Raw genomic sequence first — 23,764 nt, 5'->3', positions numbered from 1 at the left:
TAGAAATTTCTTACATTTTTCCAGTAGATTACCTAAACATAAACGTCGTCGTGTTTTCGGGAATTCATTTGCCCGCGACGGGGGAGAATCGAACCGAAAACCCGATGTTTACAAGGCGACAGGGGGCGATCGTCCCCCGTCCGAAATCACTAACCAGGAGTCTACTAAAAATGATATCCGATTACGAAACGCAACCCGATCCATCGGAAATTACCGAGCCGCCGATCGATCCGTCCGCTTACCCGTCGTTATCCGAGGATGAAGCGACAAGAGCGACATCGGCCAGTAGTTCTATCGGCACGTTGGTGTTGATGAGCGGACGGGAGGCCGCGAAAACGATCGGCAGAGCCTACCACAAGGCGAATCCGAACGCGGCAACCCGATCGGCGACATCGAGCGGGTTCGAGTGGGCGGGTGTCGCCTTCGATGTGATGGGCTTGGCCGGAGGGGCGCTCGGATTGGGCGCTTCCCCGAACGAATCTTGGATCTTGACCTCGATCTCGATGAGGAACGACGCGAGAATTGTCATCGTCCCCCAGCTAATTAACGCGAAGTTCGATTCCAACAAACCGGGCAGGGTCAGCCAATCTCCGGGGATACTCTTGCCCGGTGACGAAACCGTCTGCAAATTTTATAAGGATAGTGACGAAACAAGACACTATACCCTGTTTCGATTCGCGGTGGCCTCGCTCAACCCGGCTATCACGAATTGTCTTATGGTCGATCTCCTCGTATATCAGTATCACGAAGGCGGAGGCGACGACATTAAAGAAACCTGTTCGCACTTCCTGCGTACTGTCGCGATTCGCGATCAGAACGGGAATAATCTCATCGAGCGGACTGCCAAAAGCGGGAACAATGTTCGCCAAGATCCCCCGTGGCCGGTGCTACCCAACTACTACTATCAGTTTACGGGCGCTAACAACCTTTGGCCATCGTTCGGTGTATCCGCGCTCTCCACGAACGTGTGGTACGGGCAAACGGGCAACAATTCCTTAAGAATCGTGTTCACCCCGCACCCGGATGGCTATTAATAACCCGAATCGGGCCGGTTCACGAACCGCGACCGGCTCGCCCGATGGTTAACGAAACGATCGAACATTTTTACTTAGGAGACATACTATCGATGGTGACTAATAGTTTTGCGGACGCTTGTCGTGCCGCGAATATCGCGAAACAGGCCTGGCTGAAAAAAAACGCGACGGAGGATACGGAAACGCGCTTCGCTCTGGCCGCGGCGCAGGCCGGGATCTCGATGATCGGCGGCGTGGCTTCTCTGATCAAGGGGATCAAGGCGAAAACGGCACAAAACAACGTGAAATATACCCTAGCGATCCGCAACCTCACGCCCTTCATGCTCGTGATCCATTCTACCCAACAGGCTTTTAAGGGAGAGGGCGTGTACCCGATTATCAAGCCGGACGAAACGACGGAATGGGTGATTACTAGGCACGGTAACAGCGACCGGACGGATGGTCTCCGAATCGGGGAACGAATACGCGTCGGCCTGTCGATCGTGACGGACGAAGGGGACAGTAACGCCGACACCCACGCGTTCTATTTCGAAATTACAGATGGTGTCAGTGACCCGATTCCAAGTATCGGTGGTATTAGCCTTATCGATATGACAAGATTTATCCGTTTGGGAAGCGTGTCTTGGGGCTTGAACTATTGGGAATACGATCCCATTTTCAGCGTCGTCCCTATGGAGCCAGACTCGCCCGAGGCTCTTAAAGCGGTTTACTACACCGCGCCGCCGCAAGAGGATTACCCCGCGCCCCTGATGGTGACCGCCGTGCCGGTTTCGGAACGACGCGAGGAACTACGGCTCGAAATCACCTTTCTCTGCGCCCTCCCGCAATAGGAACGAGCGACGGGGAAGGCCACTCTAAGAATAAAGAGGCGATCGATGGATCTTCTCGATCGCCCCTCTCCACGCTCAACCCGCTCTCTTGCCCGTAGGAGATCGAGGGGATAACCGTCAGGATCTCGTAAAAAAAACAGTAACCGACGGAATCACCGAAATCCGTCGGTTCTCGCGACGCGAACTAGAAAAAGCGATCGCTCACGGTACACTGACCCTGATAGCGTAGCAGATGATCGCAGAGTACGAGGGCCATCATCGCCTCGACCATCGGGACGGCGCGGGGTAAAACGCAGGGATCGTGTCTTCCCTTGGCCGCGAGGGTGGTTTCCTCTCCCGTTTTGGTGACGGTTTTCTGTTCTTTGCCGATGGTGGCGGTCGGTTTAAAGGCCACGCGGATAATAATATTCTCGCCGTTACTGATGCCGCCCTGGATGCCGCCCGATCGATTGGTGGTGGTGCGAATATCGCCGCTCTCGTCGATATAGTATTCGTCGTTGTGTTCGCTTCCCGTTAACAACGTCCCCGCGAAACCGGAACCGATTTCAAAGCCTTTACTCGCGGGTAGGGATAGCATCGCCTTGGCGAGTTCCGCTTCTAATTTATCGAAAACCGGTTCCCCCAATCCCTTCGGCACGTTGCGCGCGACACATTCTACCACGCCACCGATCGAGTCTTTATCCCGACGGATTCGATCGATCAACTCGATCATCTTTTCCGCGTCCGCGGCCGAGGGACAACGGACGATATTACTCTCCACCTCGTCTAATGTCACCGTATCCGGATCGATCGTGGCCTCGATGTCTTTAATCCGCTTCACGTAGCCGATAATCTCCGTATTCGCCACGGATTTCAGGATTTTCTTGGCGATCGCTCCCGCCGCGACCCGTCCGATGGTCTCTCGCGCCGAGGATCGTCCCCCTCCTTTCCAGTTGCGGATGCCGTATTTCGCTTCATAAGTCGCGTCCGCGTGGGAGGGGCGGAATTTCTCGGACATCTCGCTATAATCTTGCGATCGAGCGTCTTTATTGCGGACGAGAATGGCGATCGGCGTTCCCAGCGTTTTCCCCTCGAACACCCCGGAAACGATCTCGCAGATATCGTCTTCCCGACGCGGGGTAACGATCCGACTCTGCCCCGGTTTCCGACGATCTAACTCGAATTGAATCTCTTCCTCGGAGATTTCCAGTCGCGGCGGACAACCATCGACTACTACCCCCACCCCACCCCCGTGGGACTCGCCGAAAGTGGAAATCCGAAATAACCGTCCGAATGAATTACCCATAATAAACCTTGAGAGAGGAGTCAGGAGGCAGGAGTCAGGAGTCAGGAGTCAGGAGTCAGGAGGCAGGAGGCAGGAGATAATAATTTTTTTAATCGAATACAATACCGTGTTTTTTCCTAAAATCCGAGCTTTCAAAATTTTAAATTTTCCCGAATCCGATCCCGCCAACGATGGAAATAGAGGGAGGTGGACGAAAAGCCGGAGATTGTCGGGCTTGACCGTCGTGAAGACCCGATATCCTATTGTAACCGAGTTGTTTCGCCTTATTCTTTCCGGCGATCGAAAAGCGATCGAGTACAAATCTCCCGTTAAAAAAAGGACGATTTCGGGTAAAAGCCGATACTCCCACCCGAAATCATCCTTCTGCCTCGTGCCTGTTGCCTCTTGCCTTCTTAAGCCCCGATCAAGCTCTGTAGGGCGCGGCCCATGTTATTCGGTTTCATCGCTTCGGTGGCGGCGGTGGGTTCGTAGCCGCAATGTACCATACAGTCGGCGCATTTAGGGTTTCCACTGTCGCGGCCGTAATTTTCCCAATCGGTTTCGTCTAACAATTCCTGGAAGGTTTTGTAATAGCCCTCGTTGAGTAGGTAACAGGGTTTCTGCCACCCGAACAGGCTATAACTGGGGCTTCCCCAGGGAGTGCAATCGTAATCCCGATCGCCGATTAAAAAGTCGAGAAATAAGGGATTATGGTTAAAATTCCATTTTTTCTTACCCGATTTCCAGGGAGAAAGAATTTCTTTAAATAATGCTCTCGTTTGTTCGCGTTGCAGGAAACTATCTTGATCCGGCGCCCACTCGTAGCTGTAACCGGGGGAGATCATCATCCCGTCGATACCGAGGGTTTCCAGGAAATCGAAGAATTCTTGCATTTCTCGGGGATCGCTTCCCTGAAAGACGGTGGTATTCGTCGTGACGCGGAATCCTCTCGCTTTCGCCACCTTGATCGCGGAAACGGCTTTATCGAAGGTTCCGTCTCGATCGACACATTTATCGTGATGTTCCCGCAAACCGTCGAGGTGAACGCTAAAGGTGAGATAGGGCGAGGGGGTGAATTTATCTAAACTTTTTTCCAGTAAAAGGGCGTTGGTGCAGAGGTAAACGAATTTTTTCCGCTGGACTAATCCCTTGACAATTTCATCGATCTGTGGGTGTAAAAGGGGTTCGCCACCGGGGATAGAAACGACCGGCGCGCCGCATTCCTCGACCGCGGCGAAACATTCCTCCGGGGATAGATGCGCGCGGAGGACTTCCGGGGGATGCTGGATCTTGCCGCACCCGGTGCAGGCTAGATTACAGCGAAAGAGCGGTTCGAGCATCAAAACGAGCGGGAAACGTTTCCGACCGGATAAGCGTTGTTGGATGATATAAGAGCCGACTACTAAAGCTTGTTTGAGTTGAACTGCCATTTCCTCGCACCGATAGAGAATTTCTTGCTATTATAGACGGCTCGCGCGGGTCGCGGGTTGCGTTGCCGATCGCTCATGCTCGATAATTCGGTAGGGGAAAAATTCTTAGCGATCGCCCCGTCTATGGAAAATTTACTATGAAGAAACTGTTAGAGGGATTGGAAAAGTTCCAGCACGGGTATTTTGACGAACATCGAGAATTATTTGAAGAACTCGCCCACGGACAGAAACCGAGAATTTTATTTATCACCTGTTCCGATTCGCGGATCGATCCCAATCTGATCACGCAGGCGGGTGTCGGGGAATTGTTCGTGATCCGCAACGCGGGCAATATGATCCCCCCCTACGGCGCGACGAATGGAGGGGAAGGGGCCTCGATCGAGTACGCGATCCAGGCGCTCGGAATCGAACAGGTGATCGTCTGCGGTCACTCCCACTGCGGCGCGATGAAGGGGTTGTTAAAGTTGCAGAGTTTGGCGGACGAAATGCCCCTCGTTTACGATTGGCTGAAGCAGGCGGAGGCGACGCGCCGACTGGTCAAGGATAATTACAAGGAATTGCAGGGAGAGGAGTTAATCGAGGTCACGGTGGCCGAGAACGTTCTCAATCAGTTAAGTAATCTCCAAACCTACCCGATCGTCCGCTCGCGTCAGCATCAGGGGAATCTCACCCTCCACGGCTGGATCTATCGCATCGAGACCGGGGAAATTCTCGCTTACGATCCCGTTTTACACGATTTCGTCGCGCCGTTTAGCCGGATTCCCACGCTAGAGCCTGAATTTAACCTACACCCCAGTTGTCACCTGCGGACGACCGATCCCTTTAAAATTTCCCAGGAGTACATCGACGCGCGACCCCAAACGGTAGCGGCGACCCCGACGGGTAACGGACGGGCGATCGAGAAAACGACCGTCACGAGCAAGCCCGGCCACACCTATCTCAATCCGGAACAGTCCGATCGTATTTATCGCGGTTCGAGAGCGTGAGCGGGAGTTAGGAGGCAGGAGGCAGGAGGCAGGAGGTGAGGGAGGGAAAAGGTGAAAGGGTAAAGGTGAAAAAAGTAAGAAAGCTCTTTTCCCTTTTCCCCGAAAAATCTCCCTATCTCCCCCTTCCCTTTTCCCCAAAACTCCCCCATCTCAGATCTTTCCGGATAGACCGAGATGGGCGGCGAGAAATCGGGCGATTTCGGGGGCGGGTAGGGGAGAACTGATGAGATGACCTTGAACGCGCTCACAGCCTAAACCTTTGAGGATTTCTAACTGTTGTTGGGTTTCTACCCCCTCGGCCACGACGATCTGGTTAAAGCATTTTCCTAGGGCGAGCGCGGCGGAGACAAAAGAGCGATTCTGGCGTGTTTTGGCGATATGTTTGATGAGATCTTGAGCGATCTTCAGTTTTTGAATCGGTAGCTCGCCGAGGTAGCCGATCGAGGCTTGGCCGATCCCGAAATCATCTAGAGATAAACCCACGCCGATCTGTTCGAGTTCGTGGATGATCCGGTAGGTTTCGGCCCTGTTAACCAGAAAATTCGTCTCGGTCATCTCGATTTCCAGACAATTCGCCCGCAATCCGGTGTCGGAAAGAACTCGGGCGACCATTTCCGGGAAGCGGGGATCGTGGAGTTGTCGGGGGGAGACATTGATCGAGATCGGGGTGGACAGGAGTTCGTTAGTCCGCCAACAGATCGCCTGTTGACAGGCATTCTGTAGTACCCAACGACTGAGGAGAAAGATGGAATCGGTTTCTTCGAGTAACGGGAGAAATCGAGCGGGGGAGATCGGCCCGTACTGGGGGTGTTTCCAGCGTAATAAAACTTCTAATCCCTCGACCTCTCCCCGGCGGATATTCACCTGCGGTTGGTAGTAGAGAGAGAGTTCGTTATTCTCGATGCCTTTTTGCAGGAAATATTCGAGTTTGAGCGATCGGCCGGTTTTGTTCTCGCTTTCCGCTCGCTCGATCTCCCGCCCTTCCCGTCGCGTTCCCTTGATCTGTTTTACCTGGCTTTCCAGTTGTCGGAGGAGGGTTTGACTTTCTTGTCCGTCGCGGGGATAGAGGACGGAAGCGATCGTGATCGGGACGGCGAGACTACGGTTCTCGATCTCGTAAGGGGGCAGGAGGGTTCGGGAAATTCTCTCGACAATTTTTTCGAGATCGCCCTCTTCATTCATCTGGGGCAGGAGAATCATAAATTCATCCCCTCCCCAACGGGCCACGATATCGCCGGATCTCGTGCTTTCTTTCAACCGGAGACCGATCGCTCGCAGGAGGGTATCGCCGATATGATAATCCCATTTATTATTAATTTCTTTAAATTGTTCTATATCGATAAATAATACACCTAAAAGCTGTTGACCTTGAACGGCATTTTTCAACGCGATAAATAGATGTTCGTTAAAGAGATGTCGGTTGGGGAGGTCGGTTAAGGAATCTAGATAGCCCCGATCGGCGATCGTTTCCGTGAAGCTAACCCCGTTCTCCCGTTCGATAATAAGGGTGCTTTTGTCCGGGTAATCGGTCGGGAATAGTTCATCCTCTCGCCGGGTGAGGGTATCTCCGCTCGTATCGTTGGAAATGGGGTTTTCCGGGTCTTGTAGGGGGACGATTTGATGATAACTGGCGTTGATCTCGCAACCGAAGTTAATTAAATCTCCATGTTTCAGTTCGTGAACCGAACATTTTGTCCCGTTGATATAGAGACCGTTATGGCTTTTATTCCCTTCGAGATCTCCATCGACTATCCAATAGGAAAAGCCCTCTCGATCGGTTCCTTTCTTGACGAGAGTGGCGTGATGTCGGGAAGCTTGTTTGGAGTGAAGGACGATGTGATTATCGTACTTTCTTCCCATCGTGTATTTCACATCCTCCAGGGATAACGTTCTCCGTCCGGATTCATCCTCGATGACTATAATATGGAGAATATGGCCAGAATCGTTGATCATCGCGCGCTCACCTTGGCGAAACAATAGGATTAAACAATTCGATCGGGAGTCGGGGGTCGCGGGGTGCCGTCGAGAAGAGAGGTTCGCCCCCCGGTAGAAGATGTTGAGTACGGCGATCGGGCGATACCGCGCCGATGCCGTTCCCCCGACTCTCCGAATCCTTAACGGGAGCGGCGCGAGGTCTGCTCCGGCGATCGTTCTTTCGCGATCTTCCGGGTTCCCCCCGCCCGCCCCTCGAATGTCAAGTATACTACGCTACATTTTACCGACAAAACTTCGAGCGGGATTTCTTTATTCTTCTAGATCCGGGCCGGGAGCGATCCCGGACACTGTTGTTGGAGGAGGTGCGTCGCGTCTTCCGTCGCCAGGGGACGGCTGAACCAGAAGCCCTGGGCCTCCTCGCAGTTCAACTTCTGCAAGATCTCCAACTGTTCTAGCGTCTCGATCCCCTCGGCAACTACCCGGAGATGTAAATTTTTTCCCAGGGAGATCAGCGCGGATAGGATGGCCAAAACTCTAGAGTCCGCCCGTAAAGATTGGATAAACCCCCGATCGAGTTTCACGATCTGGAACGGAAATTTCTGGAGATAATTGAGGGCGGTATAGCCCGTCCCGAAATCGTCGAGGGCGAGCTGGACCCCCAGTTCCCGAAGGCGCGCCAGGGTCGAACCCGCGATAATCTCGTCCTGTAAGATACTCGTCTCGGCGATCTCGATCTCCAGCAGGGAAGGGTCTAAACCGGTGGTCGAGAGGATTTCCGCGACCATCGCGACGAGGCCGGGATCTTGGAATTGACGGGGGGAGAAATTCACGGCGATCGGTACGGGAAGTAACCCGGATTCCTGCCAGAGTCGATTTTGTTGGCAGGCGGTGCGGAGAACCCACTCGCTTAAGGGAACGCCGAGATCGGTCTGTTCCACGAGGGACAGTAATCGCTCGATCGAGACATCGCCGATCTCGGGGTGATTCCAGCGGAAAAGCGCCTCCATCCCCGTGATCTGTCCGGTGTTGAGATCGACCCGCGGCTGATAGTGTAGGTCGATCGAGTTCTCGCTCAAGGCCTGATGGAGTAGGGTCTCCAATTTCAGCATGAGAGAGGCTTTCGAGGTCATGGTATCGCGATAGAACTGATAGCGATCCCGCCCGGTGTCTTTCGCCCGATAGAGCGCGGCATCGGCATTTTTCAGGAGACTCTCCCCGTCCTCGCCATCTTGGGGGTAGACGGCGATTCCCAGGCTGGCCTTCATGTATAGTCTCTGTTCCTGAATGTCGAAGGGGTGTTTTAATTCCTCCGAGATCCGTTGTGCCAGCTTGAGCGCCTCCTCGCTACCGCCGATCCGGTGCAGGAGAATGGTGAATTCATCCCCCCCCCAACGGGCGAAAACGTCCCCGGAGCGGAGGCAACCGCCGATCCGCCGGGCGAAACTTTGCAGGACGAGATCGCCGAAACTGTGACCGAGACTATCGTTGACGTTTTTAAAGCCGTCCATGTCCAGGAAGAGTACGGCCATCGGGTAGCGGCCCGCGCGGGCCTGTTCGATCGCCCCGGCGAGTTGTCGCTCGAAGCAGGTGCGGTTGGGTAAACCGGTCAGGGGATCGTGGAAGGCTTGATATTTCAGTTTCTGTTCGGTACGTTTGCGTTCGGTGATATCGAAAATATAACTGCGGATCGATCGATTTTCGCTGAGATAGTGAACGTACTGCTCGAATACCTCGTCGTTAACGATAATTTCCCGGAGGAGCAAACTCCCCTCGGTGTTGTGGGAATTTTCCAACAGACCGCGGATGAGGGGATGGGCAAGCGCGTCCTGTGGTAGCGTCGGGAATTTGAGATTGGCGGCGGGATTGAGGTAGATCAGCCGTCCCTCGAAACCGATCTCCACGATCGGGTTCGGGCTTAATTCGGGAAAGGAGGCCAACCGCAGGAGATCCCGCGGGTCGAGACGGTCGAGTTCCCGCTCCGCGCTGACCAGGGTGGATTTATAGTTCTCGCCACCCGCGGGATTCGGGTCGATCGATTCCTCGCTCTCGATCGGCTCGTCGGGATTGAATAGCCCGATTTCCCAGGCATTCGAGAGGATATAATAGCTCGCTCTCGCCCGTCCCCCGAAGAAAACCACGTCCCCGTGTTTCAGGTCGTGACTCTCGCGGGGATTTCCGTTAATAATTAGCCCGTTTGTACTTCGATTTCCCTCTAGATCGCCGTCCACGATCCGATAACAGTAATGGTCGCCGTTGGGGGTTTTCTTGATTTTCAACAGTGTAGCGTGTTGACGGGAAACCACCCGATCGTATATCACGATCTCGTTCGTCGATTCTCGCCCGATCGAATAGGTTTGTTCTTCGAGGGAAATGATCCGTCGGGCTTTCTGATCTTCGATAACGAGTACGTGGCGAAACTGGGGAAAGTTACTCATCTGTCTGTAGTAGCGCGACGGAGTCCACTATCTAAGCATTCCCCATGTTCTTCCGAAAACTAACAGGTTTGTAAAGATTATATTAAGCGGACGAGAGAAATGGTGCTTGAGGGTGTATAGGCGTGAAAAATGCTGAAACGGAAAGGCGGGGAGATGGGGAAGGTGAGGGGGGTGAGGGAGTTTTTCGGGAAAAGATTACGTTTAATCCCCTTCCCCTTTCCCTTTCCCCTACATCCTACTCTTTAGGTATCGGGAGTCCGATCGAACCCTTCCCCATCGACGGAAGAATCGATCGACCCGAATCGTTACCGTAGAGAGAAAGACACCGGATCACGCCACACCGTAACGACGATGACGACCCCGATCGAGAGCGATCGAACCTACCGTCCCCTAATCGTGGCGGCATTTCTCATCGGGGTGGGACAGGGAGGATTTTTTGACGGGATCGTTTTCCATCAATTGCTTCAATGGCATCCTCTATTCAGCGAGGTTCGATCGACGGTAACGATCGCCGACTTAGAGATCGATACGCTCGGGGATGGTTTATTTCATCTCTTCGATCGGATCGTTACGGCGATCGGTATCGGGTATCTCTGGCGCGTCTGTCGCGATCGTCTTTCCCCGCTTTCTACCCCGGTTTTTCTCGGTTCCCTAGCGATCGGCGCGGGAACGTTTAACGTCGTCGAGGGAATTCTCGATCATCATCTTCTCGGGATTCACCACGTTAAACCCGGCCCCTATCAACTCTTTTGGGATCTAGGATTTCTCGCGATCGGGTTCGTCGCGATCGTCGCGGGATGGTCGATCGTCCGACAATTTTCCAAGCGATAACGGGGTGTGGGAATCGCTGTTATACGGGATCGGGGAAATGTCGATCGTGTTGGGACTTCTTCGGGCTTTCCTACAATTTCGCGCTTCGGAATTTGGATTAGATATTCGTCATTTTAAAAAAATGTTGACGCGTTAGCGATAACGTAACGCGCCAAAACTGAATAGGTTCTTACTCGCGAACCGGAACCGCGGAAGTCGCCAGCGACTCGACAATACTCCGAACCGCGGCCACCATCGCCACCTCGTCACCGAGTTGGTTGATAGCCGAACCGATTCCGATACCCGACGCGCCCGCGGCGATCGCCATCGGAGCGGTCACATCCGACAGGCCGGACGCGCACAACACCGGAACCTTCACCGCGCGGGAGATTTCCCGGGCCGCCGCTAAAGTGGGGGCCGCTTTCTCGATCAGGCCGAGAACGCCCGCGTGAGTCGGTTGGCTACTGGTTCCACCCTCGGTTTGGATGATGTCCGCGCCCGCGACGACTAACGCCTCGGCGAGACGTACCTGCTCGTCGAGGGGCAGGATATGGGGAACCGTCACCGAGAGGGTGATTTCCGGCAATAGGGCGCGGGTTTGCCGGGTGAGCGCCAGTACCTCGTCCGCCTCGAAACGGCGACCGGTCGCGTAGAAACTATCGAAATTCCCGATCTCGATCAGGTCCGCGCCCGCGTTCACCGAGGCGACGAATAATTCGGGTTCTACGGCGGACACACAAACGGGTAAATTTGTCAAGGTTTTCACTTCCCGCACCAGTTCGGGAGAGGCGGCGATGTCGAGGAAGGTCGCGCCCCCGGCCGTGGCGGCTTTGACGACGGGAAGAACCCGCGCGCGATCGAGGTTATTCAAACCGCTAATCACCTTGAGCGCGTTCCGGCGGGCGAAAGCCTGTTGTAGTTGAAAAATCATAGGTTTCCTGGCCAATCATCAAAAAAATATTATCCCACCCTCTCGATGGTCGAGGGTGGGATTATCAAATTCTAGCGAGTCCGGTTTAGTTGGCGATCGAGTCTTGTTGATTTTTTCGCTTCAGCGATTGCAGTTGTTGCAGGAGAACCTCGATTTCCGCCTCGAGATGGAGGTATTTGACCTGTTGATCGACTTGGTAGGCGGTACGAATATGCTTGAGCGCGCTAGATTCGGTCGTTAGTACAGTTGTCATCGCTGTCTTTTACTAAAAAAACTTTATGTCCGATTATTTCAATTCGTGTATATTACCTTAATAATATTAAAAATCCAACCCCCTTATGGTAGGTTTTCCGACTGTCACAGGCGAGAAGGGGGGAAAATTCTTGACGCGAGGGGCAACGCAGTAGGCTATACTCAGTCGCGATAACCCATTCCTCTGACGATACATGGTAGCGGTAGCAATTTTGGCGGCGGGTAAGGGAACCCGCATGAAGTCCGATCTTCCGAAAGTATTGCATCCCCTCGGCAGTCGATCGCTCGTCGAACGCGTCCTGGAAAGTTGCGATCGGGTTAACCCTCTCCGCAAACTGGTGATCGTCGGTTATCAGGGCGATCGGGTACGCGAAACGCTACAGGCTCGGGAGGGCATCGAATTCGTCGAGCAAACCGAACAGCTAGGAACCGGTCACGCGGTCCAACAACTGATCCCCCATCTCCAGGACTATTCCGGCGATTTATTAGTCTTAAACGGCGATGTTCCCCTCCTGCGCCCGGAAACCCTAGAAAACCTTCTCCGCGTCCATAAAAGCCACGGTAACGCGGCCACGCTGTTAACCGCCAATCTTCCCAATCCCAAAGGTTACGGACGCGTCTTCTGTGACGGACAGAATCTCGTTAAAGAGATCGTCGAGGAACGCGACTGTACCGACGCGCAACGTCAGAATCACCGCGTTAACGCCGGGATCTACTGTTTTAACTGGTCGGCCCTCGCGGGAATCCTGCCGGAATTAACCCCGAATAACGATCAGGGCGAGTATTATCTCACCGACGTGGTGGCCCATCTCGATCGGGTCATGGCCGTGGACGTGGAGGACTTCCGCGAGATTAACGGCATTAACGATCGCAAACAACTCGCCACCGCTTACGCCATCCTACAAACCCGCGTCAAAGACCGTTGGATGGCCGCGGGAGTCACCATCATCGATCCGGATAGCGTGACGATCGATGATACCGTGATCCTCGAACCGGACGCGATTATCGAACCGCAAACCCATCTCCGCGGCAAAACCGTTATCGGAGCCGGTAGTCGGATCGGGCCGGGTAGTTTGATCGAGAATAGTCGGATCGGCGCGAATGTTCACGTTCTTTTTTCTGTTATTTCTGATAGTCAGGTGGATTCCGGCTGTCGTGTCGGCCCCTACGCGCACCTCCGCGGGGAAGCCAATATCGGAGCGAATTGTCGGGTGGGAAATTTCGTGGAGATCAAGAAAAGTAGTCTCGGCGAGAAAACCAATGTCGCCCACCTTTCCTATCTGGGAGACGCGACCCTCGGAACGCGGGTAAACGTCGGTGCGGGAACGATTACCGCCAATTACGACGGGGTGAAAAAACATCAAACCCTCATCGGCAACGGCACGAAAACCGGCGCGAATAGTGTCCTCGTCGCGCCGATCGCTCTCGGGGAAAATGTTACCGTGGCCGCGGGTTCCACGATTACCAAAGATGTCCCCGATAACGCTCTCGTTATCGCCCGCGAGCGTCAACGCTCGATCGAGAATTGGGCCGGGCCGACCAAAGGGGAAAAGTAGGGTAATCGCGAGAGACGCGCGATCGGGCTAACGGATTATAAAGATAATCCTTTCTCGTAGGTTGGGTTGAACGAAGTAAAACCCAACTTAACTTTTATCCGATCGAAAAAGTCTTTACTTTCTCGCTTTTAGCCTAGACTCTCTAAGCCGGAATGCTAACGATAGCACCCTCGATCGAGCGTAAATTCGCGCCCGTCCCGAAAAACCGAGTTATAATAACGGAGAGTCTTTCCCAATATCTACAGGTATGCGCTATAAAGTAAAACTGAAAGAAAGCGAGGAAGGTTACGCGATCTGGTGTCCGAGCCTACCCGGATGTTGGTCGCAGGGAGAAACCAGAGAAGAGGCTCTAGAAAATATTAAAGATGCCATCCAAGCCTATTTAGAAACCGTGGAAGAGTTAAATAAAGATGCCGAATCGCTGTATGTAGAAGTGGGATAATCATGCCGAAACTACCGGGGATTCATCATCTAAGAGCGATTAAAGCTTTTGAAAAGGCGGGTTTTCAAGTGATTAGACAGGGGAAACATATTACCATGACCGATGGCGATCGCGTTCTCGTCATTCCGAGAGCGAATCCGGTCAACGCCTATACAATGGCCGGGATAGTTCACGAGGCGGGACTGACGATCGAAGAGTTCAAACGACTTTTATAATCGCCGTGAACTGTCGGGAGGTAAATCGCGCGGAGATCGAGAAAACTAGCCCCGACGAGAAAACCCCTGCCGCTCACCTTTCCCCCTACACCCTACACCCTACACCCGTCCCGAAGGAGCCGGGTAATTCTAGGGCATCCATTCTAAAAAGATCCCCACCGTACTATCTTTCCGCGCGCGGGAATTTTGCGCTTGAATATCCGCCGCGAGACGGATGTTTTTCGTGACCGCGTAACCCACCGAAAAGGTCGTTACTCCCACCTCGTCCTGTCCCCCCGGCGAGATAAAACTCTGACTCGCCGTAATATCGCCGGCCCCGGTGCGAGAGAGGGCTAATTTGAGCTTCAGGCCGACGTTTACCCCGTCGGTCGAGTAATTTCCCGTCTGAATATAGCGATAGCCCACCATCGGCGCGATATTGACGTAATCCCCCAGGGGTAAAACGTAGTATTGCACGTTCGCGCCCGCCGCCGTCCGATCGCCGTTAAACGCGGCCTGATAGTCCCCGCTAAGGGTTAACCCCGTCCGACCGAAAAACACGTCCTCCACTCCAACGCTGATACCGCTCGCGTTATCCGACGAGGGAAAATTCACGTATCCCAAACGGATACGGGTGCGAAAGGCGGGATCTTTCCGAATTTCCTCGGCGATATCGGGGATTTTCTCTCGCCAACGCTGTAAGGTCGGGCTTTCTTGAATAATTCGCGGGTCGATGTCGAGATTCGGGGTCGGTTCCGCCAAAACGGGAGCGATCGCTGTAAAACTGAACAGTAGGCCGATCAAACAGCGGCAGAGATCGGTAAACGGCATAATGTCTCGATCGTGAAGGAATCTTCCCTATGTTGCCATCCCGTGACCTCCCGACGCTACCGAAGGAATCCGGATGGAGTTTGTATCGCGTTCGACTTTCCGCTACAAATTGACCGGGGCCGATCGGGTAAAGGTCTCCCCTTTTAACGATTTCTCGCGCCGGACGTAATCCCTTCCCGCGTTACAATGCGAGATCGCCAACGATTCGCGCGTTTTTCGATCGGGAGAACAATCAGTAGAAGATAAATTGTCTTTTTCTGTGATTTTTAGCCAGAAAATTCTTTGTTATCGCTCCTGACTCCTGACTCCTGACTCCTTAACCACACGACAATCCTTGAATTCCGCGAGAGGTCTTATGACGGGAACGATCGATCGAACCTCGATTCTCGAACGAGCGAGTCAACTGGACGGAAAGGATCTACCGCCCGCGGATAAGCTCGTCGAAGCCCTTCTAGAAACGGAGAGAGAGGGGAAGAAAAACAAAGAAATGATTTCCTTTGATCGCCTGCTCGGGACTTGGCGATTACAATTTATCACGGGGACGAAAAAAGCGCGCGGCCGGGCGGGAATCGTCTTAGGAGCGGGTCGTTACGTCCCCCGATGGCTGAAAATCCAGATCGCCTACACCCGTCGGGAAACCGGGGAAAACGCGGGAGAAACGGGAACGATCCGCAATCAAGTAGAATTCGGTTCGCTGAAATTAACCGTATCGGGCCCCGCGAAATTTCTCCCGCGTCCTAAACTGCTCGCTTTCGATTTCACCCGGATGACGGTGACGGTTTTCGGGTTAACTTTATATTCCGGCTTTATTCGCGGAGGGGAAGAAAGCGAGCGGCAATTCGATCGAGCGGGAATTCAAAAACAAGCCTTTTTCGCCTATTTTTACACGGGCGATCGAGCGATCGCGGCGAGAGGACGCGGGGGAGGATTAGCCTTGTGGGCGCGCGAGTGATGGGAAGATGGGGGAGTTTTTCGGGAAAAGGCTATCGGTAATTTCTTCCTTTTTATGCGATTCTCCCGCCCGAACGCCAAAAAGCTGATAGCTGATAGCTCATAAGAATAAAGAGGGAAATTATGGAATACTCGATCGAGATAAATAGCGGGAACTTTCAAAGCGAGGTCATTGAGAAATCGTACCTCGGCACGATCGTACTAGATTTCTACGCTGTGTGGTGCGGCCCCTGTCAGATCGTCCGTCCCCTGTTAGAAAAATTGGCGATCGAGTATAATTTCACGCTCGTTAAAGTGGATATCGATAAAAATCCCGATCTAGCGAATAAATACGGGGTAGAAGGGGTTCCCGACGTGCGGATCGTTTCTAACGGCGAGATCTTGCCCGGATTTGTCGGCGCTTTGCCGGAGGAACAATTGCGGGATCTTTTCTCGCGTTTGGGATTGCGATCGACTCTAGAATCGGGACTCGCGGAAATTCAAGAAGCGATTTCCCTCGGCGATTTTCCCACCGCTAAAAAAGGATTCGATCGACTGTTTCAAAAATACCCGGAGGAACCGCGGGTATCTTTATTAGCGGTACGATTCCTCGTCCGTCTGGGGAAACCGGAAGAAGCGAGACGAATACTAGAAACGATCCGCGATAGCACTCCGGCCGTCACGGGATGGAAAACCCTGTTAGATTTCTCCCTAGCCGACGCGAGCGATCGAACCGATCTCGATACTCTATTTTTCGAGGGAACGCGATTCGCCCTACAGGAAGAGTACGAGAAAGCGATGGAGCGATTTTTGCAGATTGTCGAGGAAAGCCGTAAATACCGCGGCGATGGAGCCAGAAAAGCCCTCGTAGCTATCTTTAATATCTTGGGAATGGATAACCCCGCGGTGAAAGAATACCAACAGAAATTGACATTCCTGCTGTATTAGATCGCCGGCGAAAACTAAAAGAGTATACGATAAACAGAAGACAAGGGGAGAGAATTTTTTATCTAGATTCTATCCCCGATCGCTCCTGCCGGACTAAAAAGTAAACGTGGTCCGGATCGTCCCGATCACGAGGGTGGAATTGTTATCGTTATAATCGGGCGCGGTGATCACGATTAATCCGGGAGTGATGGCGATATTATTCGTGATCGCCCATTGATAGAATCCCTCGATATGGAAGGAAGTATTCGGATCGTTCGTCCGGCTTCCATCGCTCAAGCGGATCGAGGAATTCGACACCCACGGTTGCATCCCGAAAATAAGTCCCGCCACGTTTCCCTCTTTGAAGAGATCGGGAAAAGCGAACGTTACCGCCCAATTCCAGATATCGAGCGTCCCTCGGTCTAACTGTCCGTCCAGGGTACTCAAGGTCGTCGCTTTCGTATAGCCGCCCCAACCGCCCAACACGAACCCGTCAACGATTCTCCAACTAAACTCTAGCCCGTAACTATCGTTAGTCGTGGGAACCGGCTCGCCGAAAAGATCTTCGGTGTAGAATTGAAAGTTCGATCGCTGGCTACCCGTTCCCGTATCCAGAAGATTATACGCGTGAAGGTAGGTCAGTCCGATACCGAAATTGTCGCTCGGAATATAGTCCAACTGAATAATCGTGCTATAGGAACCGTTAAATAAACCATTACCGGGGTTAGGATCGTTGGCATTTCCCGCGAGATAACCCGCATCGATTTCAAAAACCCCGAATTTTCCCTGAAAACCTAGCCCGGTTTGACCGGACTGATAATAAATCGGGTTCCGGGTTCCGAAAGAGGACAGCGCGCCACTTCCCCCGTCCCCGTCTAAAAAGTTGAGGGTGTCGGTGAAATCGTCTTTCGCGCCCCCGAAGGCTTCTAACCAGAGGTTAATATTTTCGGCTACGGGAAAGCGGTAATAGAGAACTTCTAACGCGAGATCGTTGTCGTCGGGTTGCGTGAAGGCGAGGGTACTTTGAAAAGTTCCCGTGGTTTCGGCGAGATCGGGAATATTCCCCGTGGCGAGACGGGTATAGAGTAAATCTTTACCCGTGAAGCTGGTATTTAATTCCAGACGCGCGCGATAACCGAAAGCCGGGACCTGCGGGATCGATTCTCCCCCGTTTTTCTCCCCGGCCGCGACCCCGTACATCGCCATCACCACTTCCCCGGCTAACTTAGTCGTGGTGGAGAATTGATGATCTTCGAGAAAGGCGGCGCGATTTTCTAGGTTATCGATTCTCGCGCCCATCGCCGCCAATTCGCTCTGAAATTCGCTGGCTAATCGTTTTAGCTTATCGATATCCTCTTTAGCGACCGCTACCCCGTCCTGAATCATTCTCTCCAGGGTATTCAGACAGGCGTTTAACCCGGCCGCGAACTCCCAACGGGTCAGCGCGCGATCGCCTCGAAAGGTTCGATCGGGATAACCGACAATACACCCGTACCGCTCGACCAGACTTCTCAGTGCCTCGTAAGCCCACGCGCTCGGCGATACGTCCCGCAGTTGGTTCACGCTCGTTACCTGCGCCATCGGATTCGTCTGTAATTGGTCGAGACCGTTTGCGAGAACGGGAGTCGCGCAACCGACGAGAGCGAAGGCTGTTGCCAACGTTTTCCAGCTTTTCATGGCTACCTCACACCAGACTGATGATTTTTATTGCCTTATCCTTCCGTCAAGGCTTTTTTATTATTACGAATCTTTCGCAATTAGTAAAGATGGGGCGATCGGCTCGAACTCCCGATATACGGTTAATGTCAGGATTCTCCAATAGAAATAATTTTTAATAAATCAAACCTCTAGAGGGGGGGGGAGAGCGATCGGGAAAACATTCGCCGCGGTCTCGCTACGTGACTTATCCTCCTTCGGGTAGAGAACAGAGCGATCGCCGTCGTGATACGATTGAAAGTTGCCGCTTTTAACAGCCGTAAAACCTAATCAATACACATTTTTCGGGTTTTTCCCGTCAATCTTTATCCTTTTTTAATTTTTCAGTCGATCGATGAGCGTCACCATCCGACAGGTCGCCTACACCGAGGAGATAGTTGCCATTCAAGCCATCCGTCGCGAGGTGTTTCAAGAGGAACAGGGAGTCCCCGCGGAATTGGAGTTCGATGGACTCGATGAAGATTGCTGGCACCTTTTAGCCTATTTCGGGAAAAATCCCGTCGGTACGGCGAGAATTCGGAACTTAGATAAGGAAACCGCGAAAATCGAGCGGTTAGCGGTTTTGAAATCGGCGAGGGGTTCGGGAATCGGTCGGCGGTTGATGGAACGGGCGATCGATCTCGCTTCTAATAATCCGGACACGTCGCGCGTCGTTATCAACGCGCAGGAATACGTGAAAGGATTGTACGAGAAATTAGGCTTCGAGGTGGTGGGCGATCGATTCGACGAGGCTGGCATCCCTCACGTTAAGATGGTGAGGGTAACGCGCGCGGAGATCGATCGATAGTACGGAAAAACTGAGAAGATGGCGGGGAAATCAGACAAAACTTTCTAAAATCTTGGCAAGAACTCGCACGAGATGAAAATGAAGAAAATTCGGCGAAAGAAAACACGAGAAGCTGTTAAATCTACCGATAAACCGTTACGACCTTTCGGATTGTGCGCGGGAGAATTTACCGTTCCCGATGATTTCGACGAGCCTTTACCCGAAGAGATACTGCAAGAATTCGAGGGTAAATGGAAATTTTTCTAGTAGCTCGATCGGTTGAATCGGGGCGACGAACCCCAACACCAAGAGCGTGCAGATAGTCAGCCTATCAAACTTTAAAAATTTATTGACCGAAAATAAATTCCCCGTTCTAGTGAACCTCGAAGTCAATAAAACGGGGGATTTCGATTAAGCTTTCGACGCTAAGGGATCGGGAATACTGGGGGAAGGAGCCTCGAATTCACCCGTTACCACGTATTCTAGACGCAGTTTCAGCCAGGTGATAAACTGCTCGTTTAAAGAAAGGATCGCGGCGGCGGGTTGCGGGGTTTTCGCCTTGATTTCGGCGAACGCGGGGGTTTCTAGAAACGCGGGTTGTTTGACTTGCCAGAAATCGATTTCTTTTCCTTTGTCTTGATAATCGCGAACTCTTTCCTTGAAAACTTCCTCGAGGGGTTCCTCTTCAAACAAAAACTTCTGACTCGCTACCAAATAATAATAAGTTGTCATGATTGTCGATCCTAAGTTTGATTAAAATTCGCCTCGCATGGCCAGCTTCATCTCCCGGACGGCGCGTTCTAAACCGACGAACACGGCCCGGCTGATAATCGTGTGACCGATATTCAATTCTTCCATATTCGGTATACAGGCCACGGGATACACGTTCCAATAGGTCAAGCCATGCCCCGCGTTAACCCGTAAACCGAGGGAAACCGCCAACTCACAGCCGTTTTTCAGGATTTCTAGTTCCCGATCGCGATCGATCTCCCCGCTCGCTTCCGCGTATTTCCCCGTATGCAGTTCGATAAATTTCGCCCCCGTTTTCGCCGACGCGTGAATTTGGTCGGGATCGGCATCGATAAACCAACTGACGGGGATTCCGGCGGACTGCAATCGATCGACCACCGAGGAGAATCGATCGAGATTGCCGACGATATCGATGCCGCCTTCCGTGGTCACTTCCTCGCGTCTCTCGGGGACGAGGGTGACGTAATCCGGTTTAATATCGAGGGCGATGGCGATCATTTCCTCGGTCGGCGCCATTTCCAGATTCAGGTGAGTTCGCACCGTCTGCCGGAGAAGCCGCGCGTCCCGATCCTGGATATGGCGGCGATCCTCGCGCAGGTGAATGGTAATCCCATCGGCCCCTCCCATCTCGGCCAAGACCGCGGCCGCTACGGGATCGGGTTCTACCGTCCGTCTCGCTTGGCGAATGGTGGCGACGTGATCGATATTGACACCCAGAGTAAGCAAAGTTGAACGCCTCCCGATCGTGAGTCCAACTTTCTATTTTACGCTAGATGCCGGGGATGTTTAACCCGCTGGTGAGTTCTTCCATCTTCGATCGCATGGTGTCGGTCGAGGCGATGTAGGCGTTTTTCATCGCCTGTAGGATCGAGGCCGAAACCACCGTCGCGTCTTGGGAGAGGAGGGAAGGATCGATCTCCAGGCTTCGGGGTTCTTGGTTGCCACTGAGATAGACTTTCACCAGTCCATCCTCGCTCTCGCCGAGGATATCCATGTTTTCCAGTTCTTCTTGGAGTTGTTTGGCTCCTTCTTGGACTTGCTGGGCTTTTTTGAACGCTTCTTGCAGTTCTTTAATCTTGCCGAGGCCGAATCCGAATCCTTGTCCTTGTGCCATAATGCTTCGTGGGGTGGGGTTCAGGTGAAATGTTCGTGAATACCGCTCGCGATGGAGATCGATCGATATCTTACGGATAAGCGTACCGGAAATTCGGGTACGGAAAGAGGGGGATAATCCCCCTCCCGTTACCGTTATACCGCTACCGGCACTTGCGGCCAACGCCCGATCGCCTTGCCGACGACCGCTAACTCGGTGATCAGTCGATCGAATCTTTCCGGGGTCAGCGATTGCGGCCCGTCGGAGAGCGCTTTCGCGGGGGTGGGGTGTACCTCGATCATCAGGGAATCCGCGCCGGCCGCGAGGGAAGCCATCGCCATCGTCGGCACGTATTCCGATTTGCCCGTCCCGTGACTGGGATCGATCATGATCGGCAGGTGGGTCAGGGTGCGTAATACGGGAATCGCCGCCAGGTCTAGGGTATTACGGGTGTATTTGCTGTCGAAGGTGCGGATACCGCGCTCGCAGAGAATCACGTTACTGTTTCCCGCCGCGAGGATGTATTCCGCCGCCATCAGCCAATCCTCGATCGTCGCCGCCATACCGCGTTTTAAGAGAACCGGTTTCGACTGCGCGCCGACTTTTTTCAATAGGGAAAAATTCTGCATATTGCGCGCGCCGACCTGGATCACGTCGGCGACCTCGGCGATGACATCGAGATCGGCCGCGTCCATGACCTCGGTGATGATACCCAACCCGCTCGCGTCTCTAGCGGCGGCCAGTAACTCCAGCGCGCTCTCGCCGTGGCCCTGGAACGCGTAGGGAGAGGTACGGGGTTTGAAGGCTCCCCCGCGGAGGAATTGCGCGCCGGCGGCCGCGACCCGTTTGGCGGTTTCCACGATCATCGCCTCGTTTTCCACCGAACAGGGGCCGGCGACGATGTTAACGGGATGATTTCTCCCGATCGCCACGTCGCCGTTGGGGGTGGGAACGATCACCTCGCTGTACTCGCCGTGGCGGTATTCCAGACTCGCCCGTTTGAAAGGTTGCTCGACCCGGAGGACGGTTTCGATCCAGGGGCTAAATTCCTGGATTTGGAGGGGATCGAGTTCTCGGGTCTCCCCGACTAAACCGATCACGACTTTATGTTTCCCGACGATTTTTTCGGGGCTTAATTCCCAATTTTGGAACTCGGCGCAGACCCGATCGATCTCGCTTTCCGGGGAACCTACTTTCATCACGACAATCATGGGCGTTGACCTTATGCTGTTATAGAGATATAGAGATTCTGTAAACTTTTTCGGGAACGATCGAGCGAAATCCTCTAGTTTTCTTCCACTTCTTTTTTCCCCGATCGCCACGCGGCGATCGTGCGGCCGAAATTGGCTTTAAAATCTTCCCATCCCAGCCACGATCCGGGCCGATCCTCGTCCCAAGAAGCCGAGAAAATCCCGTAACTCAAACCGATAAACCCCAGCCCGAACAAACTTAAACTGACTACGAAAGCCACGTAAGAGGGAAGTTCCAGGATGTCGTGACTGACGATCCAGTAAAAGAGAAAGAAAGTGGACACCCCCAGCGCGGTGGGAATGCCACAGAAAAAGGCCATCCGTCGGGCCATGCGTTGACTCACCACTCGCGGGATCGCTTTCAGACTGGTTTCGGGAAGGGATTCCTTCGCCGGCGATGGCGCGACGGCGGGCGCGACGACATTGGGGGCGACTTTCGGGACTTTTTTCTTATTCTTACGGGGTTCAAAGGGTAATCGGTCTTTTTTCGATTCGGGAGGCATAGGGGTACGGGGCTTTTTTAGCTTAACGGCGGATACCGAGGCGACCGATCAGAGTTTGGTAGCGCTCCCGATCTTTTTTCTGGATGTAGGAGAGTAGTCCGCGACGACGGCCGATCAGTTGGAGCAGTCCGCGACGGGAGGCGTGATCTTTGGGGTTGGCTTTGAGGTGTTCGGTGAGTTGGTTGATTCTCTCGGTGAGAAGGGCGACTTGTAGATCGGGCGATCCGGTGTCGGTCTCGTGGGATTGGAATTGACCGATCAGTTCTTGTTTGCGGGTTTGGGTTAGTGTCATCGGCTTCGATACATGAGGTAAACACTGCAATCTATCATAATACCACGCCCCGCTCGATCGAGAAAATCGATCCGATCGATCGCGGAGTTTGTATCTGGGGGCTACCCGTGGGAAAGCGGCGGGATTCGAGATTTCCCTAGCTCGTCCAGCGCAGGATCTTGGCGATCTGTTCGCAGAGAATTTCCGAGGCGAAGGGTTTCTGGATCACTCCCGCGACGTTCATCTCGGTCAAGCGTCGTCGATCGAGCGATTGTGTTTGGGCGGTCAGCGCGATGACGGGAGTGGTTCGGTGGGTCGGGAGCGATCGCAGGGACTCGAAAATCTCGAACCCATCGCTATCCGGCAGGGAGATATCGAGCAAGATCGCGTCGAAAGGTCGGGCGATCGCTTTCCGGAGCGCTTCAGCCCCGGTCGTCGCGGTATCGACCCGCCAATCGGTAAAACAGTCGATCGCCAGTTCCACGATCTCCCGCAGGTACGGATCGTCATCAACCACGAGAATATGTTTGGTCATCAGACTTCTTGCGGAATTCAACAATTGTCGTGTGGTTAGGGAGTCAGGAGTCAGGAGTCAGGAGTCAGGAGTCAGGAGTCAGGAGTCAGGAGT

General features: G+C 53.3%; 26 protein-coding genes. 11 read left to right on the top strand and 15 right to left on the bottom strand.

Annotation, left to right across the window (positions count from 1 at the left end):
* Positions 1–104: 104 nt before the first annotated feature.
* Together V0288_RS14500 and V0288_RS14495 are read left to right on the top strand one after the other, a co-directional pair.
* Entirely contained in the window at positions 105–1,034 is a 930-nt protein-coding gene (locus V0288_RS14500; RefSeq protein WP_332865834.1) for a hypothetical protein, read from the top strand.
* Between the two features lie 92 nt (positions 1,035–1,126).
* A complete protein-coding gene (locus tag V0288_RS14495) occupies positions 1,127–1,864 on the top strand; it encodes a hypothetical protein (protein ID WP_332865833.1) in 738 nt (245 codons plus the stop codon).
* A gap of 184 nt (positions 1,865–2,048) precedes the next feature.
* Here V0288_RS14495 and aroC read toward each other — a convergent pair whose 3' ends face one another.
* Together aroC and hpnH are read right to left on the bottom strand one after the other, a co-directional pair.
* On the bottom strand, positions 2,049–3,149 hold the full coding sequence (gene aroC, locus V0288_RS14490) for a chorismate synthase (protein WP_332865832.1): 1,101 nt from the start codon (positions 3,147–3,149) through the stop codon (positions 2,049–2,051).
* A gap of 392 nt (positions 3,150–3,541) precedes the next feature.
* Positions 3,542–4,558 carry an adenosyl-hopene transferase HpnH gene (gene hpnH / locus V0288_RS14485; RefSeq protein WP_332865831.1) on the bottom strand — a complete coding sequence of 339 codons (1,017 nt, stop codon included), beginning with the start codon at positions 4,556–4,558 and terminating at the stop codon, positions 3,542–3,544.
* A 137-nt stretch (positions 4,559–4,695) separates the two neighbouring features.
* On the opposite strand from hpnH, the gene V0288_RS14480 reads away from it, so the two are divergent.
* Positions 4,696–5,544 (top strand): carbonic anhydrase, encoded by an 849-nt coding sequence (locus V0288_RS14480; protein WP_332865830.1) that lies wholly within the window; start codon positions 4,696–4,698, stop codon positions 5,542–5,544.
* Positions 5,545–5,694: 150 nt separating this feature from the next.
* Here the strand turns inward: V0288_RS14480 and V0288_RS14475 are convergent, their stop codons facing one another.
* Together V0288_RS14475 and V0288_RS14470 are read right to left on the bottom strand one after the other, a co-directional pair.
* Positions 5,695–7,497, bottom strand: a complete 1,803-nt coding sequence (locus V0288_RS14475; RefSeq protein ID WP_332865829.1) for an EAL domain-containing protein — start codon at positions 7,495–7,497, stop codon at positions 5,695–5,697.
* A 299-nt stretch (positions 7,498–7,796) separates the two neighbouring features.
* Entirely contained in the window at positions 7,797–9,914 is a 2,118-nt protein-coding gene (locus V0288_RS14470) for an EAL domain-containing protein (protein ID WP_332865828.1), read from the bottom strand.
* Between the two features lie 351 nt (positions 9,915–10,265).
* Here V0288_RS14470 and V0288_RS14465 point away from each other — a divergent pair, with 351 nt between their 5' ends.
* The gene (locus V0288_RS14465; RefSeq protein ID WP_332865827.1) at positions 10,266–10,745 is read left to right on the top strand and encodes a DUF2243 domain-containing protein; all 480 of its coding nucleotides are present in this window, start codon (positions 10,266–10,268) and stop codon (positions 10,743–10,745) included.
* A gap of 169 nt (positions 10,746–10,914) precedes the next feature.
* On the opposite strand, the gene V0288_RS14460 is transcribed toward V0288_RS14465, so the two are convergent.
* Entirely contained in the window at positions 10,915–11,655 is a 741-nt protein-coding gene (locus V0288_RS14460) for a DUF561 domain-containing protein (protein WP_332865826.1), read from the bottom strand.
* Positions 11,656–11,740: 85 nt separating this feature from the next.
* Complete coding sequence (locus V0288_RS14455) at positions 11,741–11,908, bottom strand: hypothetical protein (protein WP_332865825.1); 168 nt, start codon at positions 11,906–11,908, stop codon at positions 11,741–11,743.
* Positions 11,909–12,101: 193 nt separating this feature from the next.
* On the opposite strand from V0288_RS14455, the gene glmU reads away from it, so the two are divergent.
* From glmU to V0288_RS14440, 3 genes are all read left to right on the top strand, one after another.
* Complete coding sequence (gene glmU, locus V0288_RS14450) at positions 12,102–13,463, top strand: bifunctional UDP-N-acetylglucosamine diphosphorylase/glucosamine-1-phosphate N-acetyltransferase GlmU (protein ID WP_332865824.1); 1,362 nt, start codon at positions 12,102–12,104, stop codon at positions 13,461–13,463.
* Positions 13,464–13,710: 247 nt separating this feature from the next.
* A complete protein-coding gene (locus V0288_RS14445) occupies positions 13,711–13,905 on the top strand; it encodes a type II toxin-antitoxin system HicB family antitoxin (protein ID WP_332865823.1) in 195 nt (64 codons plus the stop codon).
* Between the two features lie 2 nt (positions 13,906–13,907).
* Positions 13,908–14,120: a type II toxin-antitoxin system HicA family toxin gene (locus V0288_RS14440; RefSeq protein ID WP_332865822.1), complete on the top strand. Its 213-nt coding sequence runs from the start codon at positions 13,908–13,910 to the stop codon at positions 14,118–14,120.
* A gap of 129 nt (positions 14,121–14,249) precedes the next feature.
* Here the strand turns inward: V0288_RS14440 and V0288_RS14435 are convergent, their stop codons facing one another.
* Complete coding sequence (locus tag V0288_RS14435; protein WP_332865821.1) at positions 14,250–14,930, bottom strand: hypothetical protein; 681 nt, start codon at positions 14,928–14,930, stop codon at positions 14,250–14,252.
* A gap of 355 nt (positions 14,931–15,285) precedes the next feature.
* On the opposite strand from V0288_RS14435, the gene V0288_RS14430 reads away from it, so the two are divergent.
* Both V0288_RS14430 and V0288_RS14425 read left to right on the top strand, forming a co-directional pair.
* Positions 15,286–15,882 carry a hypothetical protein gene (locus tag V0288_RS14430; RefSeq protein WP_332865820.1) on the top strand — a complete coding sequence of 199 codons (597 nt, stop codon included), beginning with the start codon at positions 15,286–15,288 and terminating at the stop codon, positions 15,880–15,882.
* A 122-nt stretch (positions 15,883–16,004) separates the two neighbouring features.
* Positions 16,005–16,808 (top strand): tetratricopeptide repeat protein, encoded by an 804-nt coding sequence (locus V0288_RS14425; RefSeq protein ID WP_332865819.1) that lies wholly within the window; start codon positions 16,005–16,007, stop codon positions 16,806–16,808.
* A gap of 93 nt (positions 16,809–16,901) precedes the next feature.
* On the opposite strand, the gene V0288_RS14420 is transcribed toward V0288_RS14425, so the two are convergent.
* A complete protein-coding gene (locus V0288_RS14420) occupies positions 16,902–18,464 on the bottom strand; it encodes an iron uptake porin (RefSeq protein ID WP_332865818.1) in 1,563 nt (520 codons plus the stop codon).
* Positions 18,465–18,837: 373 nt separating this feature from the next.
* Here V0288_RS14420 and V0288_RS14415 point away from each other — a divergent pair, with 373 nt between their 5' ends.
* Positions 18,838–19,290: a GNAT family N-acetyltransferase gene (locus V0288_RS14415; RefSeq protein WP_332865817.1), complete on the top strand. Its 453-nt coding sequence runs from the start codon at positions 18,838–18,840 to the stop codon at positions 19,288–19,290.
* A 78-nt stretch (positions 19,291–19,368) separates the two neighbouring features.
* Positions 19,369–19,536 (top strand): hypothetical protein, encoded by a 168-nt coding sequence (locus V0288_RS14410; protein WP_332865816.1) that lies wholly within the window; start codon positions 19,369–19,371, stop codon positions 19,534–19,536.
* 144 nt (positions 19,537–19,680) lie between these two features.
* Here the strand turns inward: V0288_RS14410 and V0288_RS14405 are convergent, their stop codons facing one another.
* The 7 genes from V0288_RS14405 to V0288_RS14375 all read right to left on the bottom strand — a co-directional run bounded on the left by V0288_RS14405 (position 19,681) and on the right by V0288_RS14375 (position 23,671).
* A complete protein-coding gene (locus tag V0288_RS14405) occupies positions 19,681–20,001 on the bottom strand; it encodes an MgPME-cyclase complex family protein (RefSeq protein WP_332865815.1) in 321 nt (106 codons plus the stop codon).
* Positions 20,002–20,022: 21 nt separating this feature from the next.
* Complete coding sequence (locus V0288_RS14400) at positions 20,023–20,745, bottom strand: pyridoxine 5'-phosphate synthase (protein ID WP_332865814.1); 723 nt, start codon at positions 20,743–20,745, stop codon at positions 20,023–20,025.
* Positions 20,746–20,788: 43 nt separating this feature from the next.
* A complete protein-coding gene (locus V0288_RS14395) occupies positions 20,789–21,133 on the bottom strand; it encodes a YbaB/EbfC family nucleoid-associated protein (RefSeq protein WP_332865813.1) in 345 nt (114 codons plus the stop codon).
* Between the two features lie 134 nt (positions 21,134–21,267).
* Positions 21,268–22,323, bottom strand: coding sequence for a 3-deoxy-7-phosphoheptulonate synthase (gene aroF, locus V0288_RS14390; protein ID WP_332865812.1), 1,056 nt, complete (start codon positions 22,321–22,323; stop codon positions 21,268–21,270).
* A gap of 74 nt (positions 22,324–22,397) precedes the next feature.
* Entirely contained in the window at positions 22,398–22,865 is a 468-nt protein-coding gene (locus V0288_RS14385; protein ID WP_332865811.1) for a PAM68 family protein, read from the bottom strand.
* Positions 22,866–22,887: 22 nt separating this feature from the next.
* Complete coding sequence (rpsO, locus tag V0288_RS14380) at positions 22,888–23,157, bottom strand: 30S ribosomal protein S15 (RefSeq protein WP_332865810.1); 270 nt, start codon at positions 23,155–23,157, stop codon at positions 22,888–22,890.
* A 136-nt stretch (positions 23,158–23,293) separates the two neighbouring features.
* Positions 23,294–23,671, bottom strand: a complete 378-nt coding sequence (locus V0288_RS14375; RefSeq protein ID WP_332865809.1) for a response regulator — start codon at positions 23,669–23,671, stop codon at positions 23,294–23,296.
* Positions 23,672–23,764 lie beyond the last annotated feature (93 nt).

Origin of the sequence: Pannus brasiliensis CCIBt3594 (assembly GCF_036688125.1) — a bacterium.
Classification (GTDB): Bacteria; Cyanobacteriota; Cyanobacteriia; order Cyanobacteriales; family Microcystaceae; genus Pannus; species Pannus brasiliensis.
Note: the sequence above shows the minus strand (reverse complement) of the source record. Positions and strands in the feature narration are given on the sequence as shown.